Consider the following 12,294-nt stretch of genomic DNA (forward strand, 5'->3'; position numbering starts at 1 on the left):
GCGGTGACGCTTCAGGGGATGAGATTTGGCCAGTTTGTTTCGCAAGAAGATCATCCTCCACGGCGACGACCAGCCGGTCGAGCAGCGCATGGCGCGCACCTTGTCGTGGCCACATCTGGTTGCACTGGGCGTCGGTGCGATCGTCGGAACGGGCATCCTCACGCTGATCGGCGTCGGGGCGGATCGCGCAGGTCCCGCGGTGTTGCTGAGCTTCGCGATCGCGGGCGCGATCTGCGCATGCGCCGCGCTCTGCTATGCCGAGATGGCGACGATGATCCCCGCCTCGGGCAGCGCCTATACCTATAGCTATGCCGTGCTCGGCGAGGTGATCGCTTGGGTCGTCGGGTGGAGCTTGATCCTCGAATATTCGCTCGTCGTGTCGACCGTCGCGGTCGGCTGGTCGGGCTATGCGGTCGGTTTCCTGCACGGGCTCGGGATCGATCTGCCCGGTTGGGCGACGCACGGCCCGAGCATCGGCGGCGCGTTCGGGATCAACCTGCCCGCGGTGTTCATCATCGCGGTCGTCGCGGGGCTGCTGACGCTCGGCACGCGCGAGAGCGCGCGGATCAATACGCTGCTCGTATTGGTCAAGATCGTCACGCTCGCTTTGTTCGTTGCGGTGGCGCTGCCGCATTTCGATCCGGCAAACCTCCACCCGTTCGCGCCCTATGGCTATGGCAGCGTCGCGGGTGATGGCGGGGTGAAATACGGCGTGATGGGCGCGGCCGCGATCATCTTCTTCGCGTTTTATGGCTTCGACGCGATCTCGACCGCGGCGGAGGAAACGCGCAACCCCGAGCGTGATCTGGCGATCGGCATCATCGGGTCGATGGTCGCGTGCACCGCGATCTACATGATCGTCGCCGCGGTCGCGGTCGGGGCGGTGCATTTCTCGGTGTTCAGCAAAAGCAGCGAGCCGCTAGCGCTGATCCTGCGCCAGGTCGGGCAGGGGGGCGTCGCGACGATCGTCGCTGCAGCCGCCGCGATCGCGCTGCCGACCGTGCTGCTCGGTTTCCTCTACGGGCAAAGCCGGATCTTCCTGGTGATGGCGCGCGACGGTTTCCTGCCGCCCGCGCTCGCCCGCCTTTCGACGCGCGGTACGCCCGCGCGGATCACGCTGGTGACGGCGGTGTTCGTCAGCGTGATCGCCGCGCTGACCCCGCTCGACGTGATCGCGAGCCTCGCCAATGCGGGCACGCTGTGCGCGTTCGTCGCGGTCGCGGCATGCGTGCTGGTGCTGCGGCGGCGCGATCCCGCTGCACGACGGCCATTCCGCACGCCGCTCGCATGGCTTGTCGCGCCGCTAGCGATCCTCGGCTGCGTGTATCTGTTCACGAGCCTGCAGGTCGTGACGCAGGCATCGTTCCTGGTGTGGAACGGGGTCGGGCTGGCGGTGTATTTCGCTTATGGCCGCGCGCGGGCGACGGTCGCGCAGTAACGCGCACTGGTCAGCGCCGCATCGCGCGCATATGCCGCCACCAAAGGGAGCGTCCAATATGTCCGCGAGCAAGCAAGGCGGCTCGAACTTCGTCATTTTCGCAGCACTCGCCGCCAATCTCGGGATTGCGGTCGCGAAGTTCGTCGCAGCCGCGATCTCGGGATCGTCGTCGATGCTGACCGAGGGCTTCCACTCGGTGGTCGATAGTTTCAACCAGGTGCTGCTGCTCTATGGCCAGCATCGCGGCAAGCGCCCGCCCGACGAGGCGCATCCGTTCGGCTATGGCCGTGAGCTGTATTTTTGGAGCTTCGTCGTCGCGATCCTGATCTTCGGAGTCGGCGCGGGCGTGTCGATCTATGAAGGCTGGGAGCATTTCAAGCATCCCGAGCCGCTACGCGACCCGTTGATCAACTACATCGTGCTCGGCGTGTCGTTCGCGCTCGAGGGCGGATCATGGTTCTTCGCGATCCGCGAATTCGCCGCGGCGAACCGCGGTACGAACTGGTGGAAGGCGGTGCGCCAGTCGAAGGACCCGGCGGGTTTCATCGTGCTGTTCGAGGATTCGGCAGCGCTCGGCGGTCTGATCGTCGCGGCGGTCGGCGTATTTGCGAGCCAATGGTATGGCGATCCGCGGATCGACGGGATCGCGTCGATCGTCATCGGCGTGATCCTCGGCGTGGTCGCGGCGTTGCTCGCGCGCGAGGCGAAGGGGCTGCTGATCGGCGAGGGCGCCGATCCCGAAATCGTCGCCAAGGTGCACGCGATCATCGATCGCCGTCCCGATATCACCGCGGTCAACCATGTCCGCTCGATCCACACCGCGCCCGAGAGCATCTTCCTCGCGATCAGCGCCGACTTCCGCGATTCGCTCTCGATGGGCGAGGCCGAATTGCTGGTCGAGGAGATCGAGACCGAGCTGAAGGCGGCCGAACCCAAATTGTCGTCGATCTATATCCGGCCCGAGCGCAAGGAAGACGCCGCGCGCCTGCCGCCCGCATCGGCGCGCTGAGGCTCAGCGCGGCGCGGGGACGATCTCGACTACGTCGAGCAGCGATTCGAAGCGCGGGCGCGGCAGCACCAGCCGCCAGCGTTTGTCGCCGATCCGCTCGACATAGCCGGCGAGATCGCGATTGGCGTCCTGTCCGTAATTGAGCGGGCGCGTCTCGTCGCCGATCACCATCGTCCCGAGGAACACCGCGCGCGACGCCGATTCGGGGAAGAGGATGCCGATCGGGCGCTGCGGCCCCGACACCTTGTACATCGTCGAAACCGCGCCTTCGCGCGTGACGCGGCAAGCGACCTCGGGATAGGTCGTGACGTTGCGCATCGCGGTGCCGTTGGCGCCGAGCTTGATGACGCGGCAGAGATACGTGCCGGGCGGCGGAGTCGCCGTCGCCAAGGCACGGTCGGGGTCGAACAGCAACGGGTCGGCAGCGACTGTCGCGGCACCGGGGCTCGCCGAAACCTTGGCGAGCGCGTCCATCCACGCCTGCCGCCATCCGCGCAGCCGGTCGCGATCGGCCGGCGTCGCGACACGCCGCCAATCGGTGGTGTCGCTCGACACGCCGATCAGCGAGCGCGGCTCGATCCGCACCTCGACCGTCCTGTGCGCCTCGGCACCACATCGGCCGAACAGCGCGAACGGGATTGTACACAGCGTCGATCCCAGAACCCGGGTAAATCTTTTCAAAACGATGTGACTTTCGTTGCGACCAGGACTTCCATCACAACTAACTAACCACGGCGGCGCCAGGTTGCCAACCTCGCGCCGCTGGGGCGAAAACGTCCTCAGGCGGCGGTCCAGCCGCCATCGACCGAAAGATTGGCGCCGGTGATCGACTTTGCCTCGTCGCGGCACAGGAACAAAGCGAGCGCGGCGACCTGGTCGACGGTCACGAATGCCTTGGTCGGCTGCGCCTCGAGCAGGACGTCGTTCATCACCTGCTCTTTGGTCATGCCGCGCGCCTTCATCGTGTCGGGGATCTGCGCCTCGACCAGCGGCGTCCAGACATAGCCGGGCGAGATGCAGTTGACGGTGATGCCGTCGGTCGCGGTTTCGAGCGCGATCGTCTTGGTCAGGCCGGCGAGGCCGTGCTTGGCCATCACGTAAGCCGATTTGTTGGGGCTCGCGACGAGGCTGTGCGCCGACGCGGTCGAGATGATGCGGCCCCATTTCTTGGCTTTCATCAGCGGGACCGCGGCCTGCATCATGTACCACGCCGAGTTGAGGTTGATCTTGATGATCGCCTCGAACTTGTCGGCGGGGAAGTCCTCGATTTTAGCGACGTGCTGGATGCCGGCATTGTTGACGATGATGTCGGGGCCGCCGAGCTCGGCATGGCAGCGCGCGACCATCGCGGCGATCTTTTCGGGCTTGGTCATGTCGGCGGCGTCGTACAGCGCCTTGGCGCCGCTCGCCGCCTCGAGCTTGGCGCGCTCGGTCTCGATCACGGCGGCGTCGCCGAAGCCGTTGATGACGACGCTCGCGCCCTCGGCGGCGAACAGTCTGGCATATTCGAGCCCGATGCCCGAGGTCGAGCCGGTGACGATGGCGGTCTTGCCCTTGAGGAACATGTGGATCTCCGTGTCGGTCAGGGGAATGGCGTGCGGTGGACGGTCAGATCGAACGCGGCGCTCTTGCCGGTCTCGATATTTTCGGCGACGAGCTGGGCGTGCGCCATCGTCTCGGCGACGGCTTCCTGCCCTGCTTCCCAATGCTCGCGCATCGTCCGCGCGGAAAATTCGAAGTCGCGGCTGCCGCCTTCCCACGCATTGGCGCGGTAGATCAGATGGACGAGATTGACCGGGTCCTCGTTCGACCGGTTGCGCAGCGCGATCACATCGGGGTCGTCGGCGAGCTCGGGCGGAAGCTTGGCGAGCACTTTGCGCGCGAGCTCGCGGTCCTTGCGGATCTTCATCACCTGGTCGGACACTTGCCGCGTCCGGCTCGAGAAGCGGATCTCCTTCTCGCGCGCCATCACGTCCATGATCGTGCGCGGGCGTTCGGTCGCGGCGGAGAAGAGATCGACCTGGAAGGCGAGCAATGCGCCGTCCTGATGGTCGAGCACGTGCGTCAGCGGCGTGTTCGAGACGAGGCCGCCGTCCCACCACAACCGCCCGTCGATCTCGACCGGCGGCAGGCCCGGCGGGAGCGCACCCGACGCCATGATGTGGCGCGCGTCGATCTCGGTTTCGGTCGTGTCGAAATAGCTGAAATTGCCGCTTTCGACATCGACCGCGCCGACCGAGAGGCGGACGGGGCCGTGGTTGAGCAGCTTCCAGTCGACCAATGCGTCGAGCAGGCCCTTGAGCGGCGCGGTGTCGTAGAAGCTCATCGCGCCGGGCGTGCCGGGCACCGCGAACATCGGCGAGACAACACGCGGCTTGAAGAAGCCAGGAACGCCCGTGGCGAGGACGAAACCCGCGGACCATTCGTGGACGAATTCGCGAATCCGGTCGTCGGGGAAGATCGGGAAGCTCGGCAGCGCCGAGGTCACCGTGTCCCAGAAGATGTTGAGCCGCTCGACGCGCCGCTCGGGCGGATTGCCCGCGACGATCGCGGCGTTGATCGCGCCGATCGAGATCCCCGCGACCCAGTCGATCTCGATCCCGCTCGCCGCGAGGCCCTCGATCACCCCTGCCTGATAGCTGCCCAGCGCGCCGCCGCCCTGCAGCACGAGCGCGACGCAATCGGGGAGGGGGAGCGCCTTGGCGCGACGTTTCGGCCGGGTCGGAGCTGCATCTGCCATGTGCGCGACATGCATGTCTTGCCGAAGCGGATCAACGACAGTTTGATGAAACCCGCGTCATCTCGCGATGGAGCGGATTGCAGCAGCGGCTTGCAACATGCGGGCGCGCGAAGCATTCAGCACGGAGCGGCAACGACCCCGGGACTGATCCAATGCGCCTCGACGATTTCGACCCCAACATCAACGTCGAGGACCAGCGCGGTCAAGGCGGCAGCGGTTTCGGCGGGTTTGGCGGCGGGGGTGGCGGGGGCGGTCTGTTGCTCGGCCTGCTGCCGATGGTGTTCAGTCGCTTCGGCTGCGGCGGCGTCGCGATCCTGCTTGCGGTGCTGTTCTTCTTCGGCGGCGGGATGGGCATGCTTGGCGGCGGCGGCGGTACGAGCCAGCGTTCGGCGCCGACCGAGCAGGTCGGCCAGCCGAGTTCGGGAAAGGGCGCGGCCGCGAGCTGCACCGTGGACGCGGCGAGCAAGGTCGCGTGCAACGCCTTCAGCTCGGCCGACAAGACCTGGGCGTCGCTGTTCCAGCGCGAGGGCAAGACCTTCCAGCAGCCCAAGCTCGTCTTCTACGGCGGCAGCGGCCGTTCGGGCTGCGGCGCGGCGCAGAGCGCGATGGGGCCCTTCTATTGCCCGCGCGACCAGGGCGTCTATCTCGACACCAGCTTCTTCGACGAACTCGCCAACCGCTTCGGCGCGAAGGGCGATTTCGCGCAGGACTATGTCGTCGCGCACGAATTCGGCCATCACATCCAGAATCTACTCGGCACGTCGGACAAGGTTGCGTCGATCCAGCAGCGCGGCAGCGAAGTCGAGGGCAACCAGGCTTCGGTCAAGCTCGAGTTGCAGGCCGATTGCTATGCCGGCGTGTGGGCGGCGCAGAACAAGGATCGGCTCGATCCGGGCGATCTCGAGGAGGGCATGACCGCGGCCAAGGCGATCGGCGACGATACGCTCCAGCAGCAGTCGCAAGGCCGCGTCGTGCCCGACAGCTTCACGCACGGCACCTCGGCGCAGCGCATGGCGTGGCTGCGCAAGGGCATGGACAGCGGCGATCCCGCGCAGTGCGATACCTTCTCGGGCGCGCTGTAAAGCTCCGGACAGTAAAAAGCCCCTCTCCCGGCGGGAGAGGGGCTGAGGTTCGCGATCGGGGAGGGGGCTTCCGCATCGCGTAGCGAATCATCCGCCCCGCTCCGTCAGGAGCGGGGCGCGTCGCCTCAGTAGCTCCGCGCCGTCTTGTCGAGACCCGCTGTGCCGCCGAGGGTGCCGGTCTGCGCGGTCCCCTGCGTGCCGGTGGTCTTGTCATCCTTGTGCGAGCCGTCCTCGTTGAAGAACGCCTGGTTGCGCTCTTCGTCGCGCCAATGCGCCTTGGCGTCGTCGGCGGTCTTCGAGATCGTCACCTTGTCGTCGACCGACTGGAGCCAGCGCGACGGGATCGAGTGATGCCGGCCGCCCGCATCGGCGTCGTTCTTGGTCAGGATGATGCGATCGCCGCGCACCTTGTCGACCGTGCCGACATGCGCGCCGTCCGATCCGACGACCTCCATATGCTCGGTGACCTTCGACAGCGAACCGCGCTGGGTCTGCCGCTCGGTGCGCCACGAGCCGAATTCGCTGTCGAACTTGCTACGGTTTTCCTGGCGATATTCGTGATAGTCGCGGTCGAGCGCATCGATCTGCGAGCGGCGCCAGTCGCTGTAATGGTCGTCGCTCGGGTGGCCGTAGCGCTGCTCGTCATAGCGTGCGTCGAGATCGCGGCGGCGATTGGCTTCGTCGTCGCCGAACCACGAGCGGACCTCGTCCCCGGCGCGATCGAAAAAGCCGCGCTCGTCATAGTCATAGCCCTGCGGCTGGCGGCCATAGCCCTGCTGGCCGCGATCCTGCTGGTTGCGGTCCTGCTGTCCCCGGCCCGGCTGGAAGCGGTCGTTATTGCCGCCACGGTACATGTCGGGGCGTCCGTAATCGCGCGCACCGTAGCGGTCGCTCTGCCCGCCGCTTTGGCCATAGCCGGACTGGCCGTAGTTGCCTTGGCCATAGCTGCTCTGGCGATATCCTTGGCCCTGATAGCCGTCCTGATCGCCATACCCGCGATCCGAGCGCGATCCGCGGTCCCGCTGATTGTCCTCGGCATAGCGATCGCGTTGGCCGAATTCGTCATAGGCGCCCCACGGCTGCGCATCGCGGCCGCCGGAGCCGCTCCGGTCCGAGCCGTAGGAAGTGCGGTTGCCGGACTCGCGGCCATATCCTTCGCGCTGGTCGCGGTCGTCATATCCACCCGAGGTGCTGCGGGGATAGCGTTCATAAGCCATGATATCGTCCTCCTGAGACGGTGACGCCGCGCCACATGATGTGCTCGTGTCGACGGGGCTGGGGGTAAAAGCGCAGGAGATCGCCAACCGTTCCTGCCGCGAATCACACGCCGTCGCAGCGCGCAAGCGCTTCGTCGCAAGGAAATTTTCGGATCGCGGGAGCGGGCGGTTGCATCGCCCGGAAACCGTCGCTAAGGCGGCAGTCCGCCCAGACGATGGGCCGGGCGTGGTGCGGGGCTGTAGCTCAGATGGGAGAGCGCTGCAATCGCACTGCAGAGGCCAGCGGTTCGATTCCGCTCAGCTCCACCACGCCTCATGCGCGATCCGTCGCTGCATGTACGATCCTGCGGACCCTATCGGCATCCCATCCATTCAGGCACGATGCGTGCCATGTCCCCCGCCGATCGCCTGACCCGCCCGCTCAAGGGCCTGATCATCGGGCAAGTGCGTGCCTTGTTCAACGACTCCGCGCGTGGCGAGAAGCCCGTCCAGCGCAGCGCTGACGCCCTGTTCCCGCCGGATTCGGTCGCATGGCGCGTGCACGGCGACGTGACGACGATGCTCGTCGGCGGGATCGCCGCGCTGCTGCTGCAGATGCTCCATCCCAAGGTGCTCGCCGGGGTATGGGACCATTCGGGCTTCCGCGACGACATGCAGGGCCGACTGCGCCGCACGGCGCGTTTCATCGCGGTCACCACCTTCGGCGACCCGGACGCCGCGCGCGCGATGATCGCGCGCGTCCGCCAGATCCACGATCATATCGGCGGGACGCTGCCCGATGGCACGCCGTATCGCGCGGGCGACCCGGCACTGCTCGCCTGGGTCCATGTCTGCGAAGTGCTGAGCTTTCTCGACGGCTGGATCCGTTATGGCGAACCGGCCATGTCGCGCGCCGATCAGGACCGTTACGTCGCCGAGATGGCGCGGATCGCCGAGCCGCTCGGGGTCGATCCGGTGCCGCACAGCCGCGCCGAGGCCGAGGCGATGATGGCGGCGATGCGGCCCGAACTCGTCGTCGATGCGCGGACCCGCGACGTCGCCAGCGTGCTGCTCGACCAGCCGGCGCCATCGCTCGCGGCGGGACCGTTCGCAACGATCACCCTGCAGGCGGGGGTCGACCTGCTCCCCGGCTGGGCGCGGACGATGCATGGGCTCACGCAACCGACCCTCGGGCTCCCGTTGTTGCGGGCGGGTACCTTCGGGGTCGCGAGCACGCTGCGCTGGGCGTTCCGCGCATGAGTGTGCCGATCCCGGCGGCCACGCTGGTGCTGTTCCGCGAAACCGGCGGCGCCGCGCCCGAATTGCTGTTCGTCGAGCGATCGCGCGCGATGGTGTTCGCCGGTGGGGCGCTGGTCTTTCCCGGCGGGCGGGTCGATCCGGGTGATCGCGCGCTCGCGCTCGAGTTCGTAGGCGATCCCGACGATCTCGCGGCGCGGATCGCCGCGATCCGCGAGACGGTCGAGGAAGTCGGCATCGCGGTCGGGCTTTCCGCGATGCCGGCGGAGACGCTGCAGCGGCTGCGAGCGGCGCTGCACGATGGCGTCGCGTTCGGGGCCGCGTTGCGCGACCTGTCGCTGACGCTCGATCCCGCGGCACTGGTCGCGTTCGCGCGGTGGCTGCCGGCGCATGCGGCGAGCCGGATCTTCGATACGCGCTTCTATCTCGCGCGGTTGCCAGCGGATTCGGCTGCGGCGGTGGTCGATGCGACCGAGAATGTCCGAACCTTCTGGGCGACCGCGCAGTCGGTGCTCGACGACGCCGATGCCGGCCGCGCGACGATCATCTTCCCGACCCGGCGCAATCTCGAGCGGCTAGCGCAGTTTGCGGATTTCGACGCGGCGGTGACCGATGCCAACGCGCGTCCGATCCGTACCGTGACGCCGTGGACCGAAACCCGCGACGGGCGCGAGCACCTCTGCATTCCCGACGATCTCGGCTATCCCGTCACCGCCGAGCCGATGAGCGCGGCGGTACGGGGATAGTACGGCAGGGTCAGTTCGGCAGCGCGGTCGTCTCGACCTTCTCGACCCATTTCGGGTAGAATGCCGGCTGGCGGTTCGACCAGCCCGACGCGGTCGCCGCCGCCTCGCTGATCGACTGGAGCAATTTGCGCCGCAGATCGGGGTGGAGATGCGGCAGCGCGGCGGCCGAGCAGAAGGCGGCGGGAAGCCACGGCCGCACCTCGGCGCCAATCAGCCGCTCATACAGAAAGCGATAGGCCGCGAAGGTGGTAAGACGGCCCTGTCCGAGGTCGAACGCCGTCATCGTCGTCAGCGGGGTGAGGAACGGTTCGATCGCATCGAGTCCCGTATCGTCGGGAATGGTCGAGCGGATCGCAGGGAGGCGGGTGTAGAGCCTGGCCTGCGCACGAATGCTCGCGGTTTCGACGCCATCGCGCGACCAGCGACCGATTGCGTCGTCACGGTCGAGCCCGATATCGAGCGAGCGTCGGACATAGCGCTGCGTCGCAGAGGCGAAGGTGGCGAACTCCTTCATCTCCGAAAGAGTCATCGCGCCATTGGCTTGTTTCATTCGAGAGCCCATTCCGTCACCCCACTATCCAGTGCAGTCCGGCGATGGTGCGCCTCCAGGCCTTTCGCCATGGTTAACGCCGCACCGCCCGCGATCACCAAGCGACCACGTTTCTTGATGCAACGCAACATAGCGGATGACGGAATTTTCCAGAACGACCGATAATTCCGGCGACTGCGGCGATCGCGCAACATCTGCGCGTTCGCCGCCGTCACGCGCGTCACGGCTTGGGACGCGCCGCCTCGGCTTCGGGATCGTATCCCGACGAGCGCGGCGGCTCGTCATTTCCACCCGGCTGCGTGTTCGATGGCGGGTCCGATGCATCCATCGATTCGTCGAGCGCGTTGTCGAGCGCGGCATCGGGGCTCGCCGGATCGCGCTCGAGCCGTTTCGCGATCGACTCATCCTGTCCGGCATTCTGCCGCGGATGATGAATCTGTTCGTTTTCCTCGGGGCTGCCGGGGGCGACCGACAGACTGTCGAGCGCTTTTTGATCAACCAGCTTGGTATCTTCGGTCATCGTCGCTCTCCTGAATAACAGAAAGGCTCAACACCCGAGGACGTTATGCTGTTCCGTCAGGGAAGTTTCGTGACCGCAACATTTTGCCAGTTGAGCGTCGCGGTGCCGAACACCGTCATGAAGGCGATGTCGGTCGCGTCGCGTCCGACCGCGACGCGCGCCAGGTCGCCGCACGACGCCATCCCGGTCGGATCGATCAGATGCCAGCCGCCGCCGATCCACAGTTCGGCGACCGCATGGAAGTCGGGCGGATCAACCCCGGGCGCATAGGCCGAGACGCAGCGCGCGGGTATTCCGCCCGCGCGGGCGAGCGCCACCAGCAAATGCGCATAATCGCGACACACGCCGCGGCGCTCGGCGAAGGTCATCATCGCGGTGGTCGTACCGGTCGACGTTCCCCACGCATAGGTCAGATGGTCGCCGACCCATTGCGTGAGTGCGACCGCCAACGCGCCCGCGGTCAATCCCGGAAATTCCTGGTGGACGAAGCCTTCGAGGCGGTCGGATTCGCAATAGCGGCTGGGCAAGAGATAGGGGATCGTTTCGGGCGGCATCCGCCGGATCGGCGTGTCGCGCAGAGCGGCGAGATCGACCGGGGTGCGCATGATCTCGACGATCGCGCGATATTCGGCGCGGAACGGGCCGACACAATGGACCCAGCAGCGCTGCCCGATCGCGTCCTCGCCGGGAACCGCGCGTAGCGGAAAATCGGAATAAACGCGCAGGTCCTGCAGTTCGAGCCGCTGGTCGGCCATCTTCGCCGCCTCGATCAGCAGCAGCACGTCGGCCGCGCCATCGATCGTATAATCGAGCGTCACATCGATCCCGAGCCGCATGCTGGTCTTTCGCGCAAAAGAAAGGGCCCGGCGGAGCGGTCCGCCGGGCCCTGGAAGATGGGATTCCTGATACGCTTAGTTGCGGTTGCCGAACAAGCGCAGGATGAACAGGAACATGTTGATGAAGTCGAGATACAGGCTGAGCGCCGACATGATCGTCACGCGCTGCTCGTCCTGCGTTCCCGCCACCGCGGCATAGAGGCTTTTGGTGCGCTGCGTGTCATAGGCGGTGAGGCCAGCGAACAGCAGCACGCCGACCAGGCTGATGACGAAGCCGAGCGGCCCCGAGTGCAGGAACAGGTTGAGCAGGCTCGCGACGAACAGGCCGACCACACCCATGATGAGGAAGGTGCCAAAGGCCGAGAGATCACGCTTGGTGGTGTAGCCGTACAGGCTCAGCGCGGCGAACGACGCGGCGGTCGCGAAGAACGCCTGGGCGATCGCGACGGGCGAATAGACCAGGAAGATCGTCGACAGCGACAGGCCCATCGCCACCGCGAAGCCCCAGAACATCGCCTGCAGCGTCGCGTTCGACATCCGCGCCTGGCCGAAGCTCATGCCGAAGACGAAGGCGAGCGGGGCGAACGAAATCACCCATTTGAGCATGCCCGGACCCGTGAACACCTGCGCGGCGGCGCCGCTGGCGACGAAGCCGAGCGCGACGATGCCCGTCAGCAGCACCGCCGAGGCCATGTAATTGTACACCGATAGCATATAGCGCCGCAGACCCGCGTCGTACGCGTCGGTGCGCGTGGTCCCGGCCGTCTGGAATGCCGAGGCATTCGAACGGGGATCAGACCAGTTTGCCATTGCGAAAAGCTCCTAATGACCGGCCAAGTGCCGGATAGCTGCAATATCGGCCTTAGTCGGGGGCATTTCAAGCGAATCCACCGAACGCGCCGACAGGACGCATGGCCTAG

13 protein-coding genes and 1 tRNA gene are annotated in these 12,294 nt (G+C 66.5%); 6 read left to right on the top strand and 8 right to left on the bottom strand.

Annotated elements, in window-relative coordinates; all coding sequences use genetic code 11:
* The first annotated feature begins 25 nt into the window (after positions 1–25).
* Together RH90_RS10395 and RH90_RS10400 are read left to right on the top strand one after the other, a co-directional pair.
* Positions 26–1,438 (top strand): amino acid permease, encoded by a 1,413-nt coding sequence (locus RH90_RS10395; RefSeq protein WP_037492730.1) that lies wholly within the window; start codon positions 26–28, stop codon positions 1,436–1,438.
* A gap of 58 nt (positions 1,439–1,496) precedes the next feature.
* Positions 1,497–2,447 carry a cation diffusion facilitator family transporter gene (locus tag RH90_RS10400; RefSeq protein WP_010185544.1) on the top strand — a complete coding sequence of 317 codons (951 nt, stop codon included), beginning with the start codon at positions 1,497–1,499 and terminating at the stop codon, positions 2,445–2,447.
* Positions 2,448–2,450: 3 nt separating this feature from the next.
* Here the strand turns inward: RH90_RS10400 and RH90_RS10405 are convergent, their stop codons facing one another.
* The 3 genes from RH90_RS10405 to RH90_RS10415 form a co-directional block, all read right to left on the bottom strand.
* The gene (locus RH90_RS10405; RefSeq protein ID WP_029625222.1) at positions 2,451–3,128 is read right to left on the bottom strand and encodes a DUF4893 domain-containing protein; all 678 of its coding nucleotides are present in this window, start codon (positions 3,126–3,128) and stop codon (positions 2,451–2,453) included.
* Between the two features lie 98 nt (positions 3,129–3,226).
* On the bottom strand, positions 3,227–4,012 hold the full coding sequence (locus RH90_RS10410) for a 3-hydroxybutyrate dehydrogenase (RefSeq protein WP_010185546.1): 786 nt from the start codon (positions 4,010–4,012) through the stop codon (positions 3,227–3,229).
* Positions 4,013–4,029: 17 nt separating this feature from the next.
* Complete coding sequence (locus tag RH90_RS10415; protein ID WP_029625223.1) at positions 4,030–5,187, bottom strand: patatin-like phospholipase family protein; 1,158 nt, start codon at positions 5,185–5,187, stop codon at positions 4,030–4,032.
* A 152-nt stretch (positions 5,188–5,339) separates the two neighbouring features.
* On the opposite strand from RH90_RS10415, the gene ypfJ reads away from it, so the two are divergent.
* Positions 5,340–6,269, top strand: coding sequence for a KPN_02809 family neutral zinc metallopeptidase (gene ypfJ, locus RH90_RS10420; RefSeq protein WP_010185548.1), 930 nt, complete (start codon positions 5,340–5,342; stop codon positions 6,267–6,269).
* A gap of 125 nt (positions 6,270–6,394) precedes the next feature.
* Here ypfJ and RH90_RS10425 read toward each other — a convergent pair whose 3' ends face one another.
* Positions 6,395–7,486: an SWFGD domain-containing protein gene (locus RH90_RS10425; RefSeq protein ID WP_010185549.1), complete on the bottom strand. Its 1,092-nt coding sequence runs from the start codon at positions 7,484–7,486 to the stop codon at positions 6,395–6,397.
* A 233-nt stretch (positions 7,487–7,719) separates the two neighbouring features.
* Between RH90_RS10425 and RH90_RS10430 the strand changes: the two genes are divergently transcribed.
* From RH90_RS10430 to RH90_RS10440, 3 genes are all read left to right on the top strand, one after another.
* Positions 7,720–7,795, top strand: a tRNA-Ala gene (locus RH90_RS10430).
* A gap of 81 nt (positions 7,796–7,876) precedes the next feature.
* The gene (locus RH90_RS10435; RefSeq protein ID WP_010185550.1) at positions 7,877–8,725 is read left to right on the top strand and encodes an oxygenase MpaB family protein; all 849 of its coding nucleotides are present in this window, start codon (positions 7,877–7,879) and stop codon (positions 8,723–8,725) included.
* Positions 8,722–9,468 carry an NUDIX hydrolase gene (locus tag RH90_RS10440; protein ID WP_010185551.1) on the top strand — a complete coding sequence of 249 codons (747 nt, stop codon included), beginning with the start codon at positions 8,722–8,724 and terminating at the stop codon, positions 9,466–9,468. Before RH90_RS10435 ends, RH90_RS10440 begins: the two co-directional genes overlap by 4 nt.
* 10 nt (positions 9,469–9,478) lie before the next feature.
* Here the strand turns inward: RH90_RS10440 and RH90_RS10445 are convergent, their stop codons facing one another.
* The 4 genes from RH90_RS10445 to RH90_RS10460 form a co-directional block, all read right to left on the bottom strand.
* Positions 9,479–10,018: a hypothetical protein gene (locus RH90_RS10445; protein ID WP_010185553.1), complete on the bottom strand. Its 540-nt coding sequence runs from the start codon at positions 10,016–10,018 to the stop codon at positions 9,479–9,481.
* A 220-nt stretch (positions 10,019–10,238) separates the two neighbouring features.
* Positions 10,239–10,538 (bottom strand): hypothetical protein, encoded by a 300-nt coding sequence (locus RH90_RS10450; RefSeq protein ID WP_010185554.1) that lies wholly within the window; start codon positions 10,536–10,538, stop codon positions 10,239–10,241.
* A 56-nt stretch (positions 10,539–10,594) separates the two neighbouring features.
* Positions 10,595–11,374, bottom strand: a complete 780-nt coding sequence (locus tag RH90_RS10455) for a transglutaminase-like domain-containing protein (protein ID WP_010185555.1) — start codon at positions 11,372–11,374, stop codon at positions 10,595–10,597.
* A gap of 75 nt (positions 11,375–11,449) precedes the next feature.
* Positions 11,450–12,184 (bottom strand): Bax inhibitor-1/YccA family protein, encoded by a 735-nt coding sequence (locus tag RH90_RS10460; protein ID WP_010185556.1) that lies wholly within the window; start codon positions 12,182–12,184, stop codon positions 11,450–11,452.
* Between the last annotated feature and the right edge of the window lie 110 nt (positions 12,185–12,294).

This window comes from Sphingomonas sp. PAMC 26605, from assembly GCF_000241485.1.
Lineage (GTDB): Bacteria > Pseudomonadota > Alphaproteobacteria > Sphingomonadales > Sphingomonadaceae > Sphingomonas.

What these genes read in the sequence shown, in the direction of transcription:
- RH90_RS10410 (WP_010185546.1), bottom strand. Translation starts at nt 4,012, where the DNA reads ATGTTCCTCAAGGGCAAGACCGCCATCGTCACCGGCTCGACCTCGGGC.
- RH90_RS10440 (WP_010185551.1), top strand. Translation starts at nt 8,722, where the DNA reads ATGAGTGTGCCGATCCCGGCGGCCACGCTGGTGCTGTTCCGCGAAACC.
- ypfJ (WP_010185548.1), top strand. Translation starts at nt 5,340, where the DNA reads ATGCGCCTCGACGATTTCGACCCCAACATCAACGTCGAGGACCAGCGC.
- RH90_RS10455 (WP_010185555.1), bottom strand. Translation starts at nt 11,374, where the DNA reads ATGCGGCTCGGGATCGATGTGACGCTCGATTATACGATCGATGGCGCG.
- RH90_RS10450 (WP_010185554.1), bottom strand. Translation starts at nt 10,538, where the DNA reads ATGACCGAAGATACCAAGCTGGTTGATCAAAAAGCGCTCGACAGTCTG.
- RH90_RS10415 (WP_029625223.1), bottom strand. Translation starts at nt 5,187, where the DNA reads ATGGCAGATGCAGCTCCGACCCGGCCGAAACGTCGCGCCAAGGCGCTC.
- RH90_RS10435 (WP_010185550.1), top strand. Translation starts at nt 7,877, where the DNA reads ATGTCCCCCGCCGATCGCCTGACCCGCCCGCTCAAGGGCCTGATCATC.
- RH90_RS10400 (WP_010185544.1), top strand. Translation starts at nt 1,497, where the DNA reads ATGTCCGCGAGCAAGCAAGGCGGCTCGAACTTCGTCATTTTCGCAGCA.
- RH90_RS10460 (WP_010185556.1), bottom strand. Translation starts at nt 12,184, where the DNA reads ATGGCAAACTGGTCTGATCCCCGTTCGAATGCCTCGGCATTCCAGACG.
- RH90_RS10445 (WP_010185553.1), bottom strand. Translation starts at nt 10,018, where the DNA reads ATGAAACAAGCCAATGGCGCGATGACTCTTTCGGAGATGAAGGAGTTC.
- RH90_RS10425 (WP_010185549.1), bottom strand. Translation starts at nt 7,486, where the DNA reads ATGGCTTATGAACGCTATCCCCGCAGCACCTCGGGTGGATATGACGAC.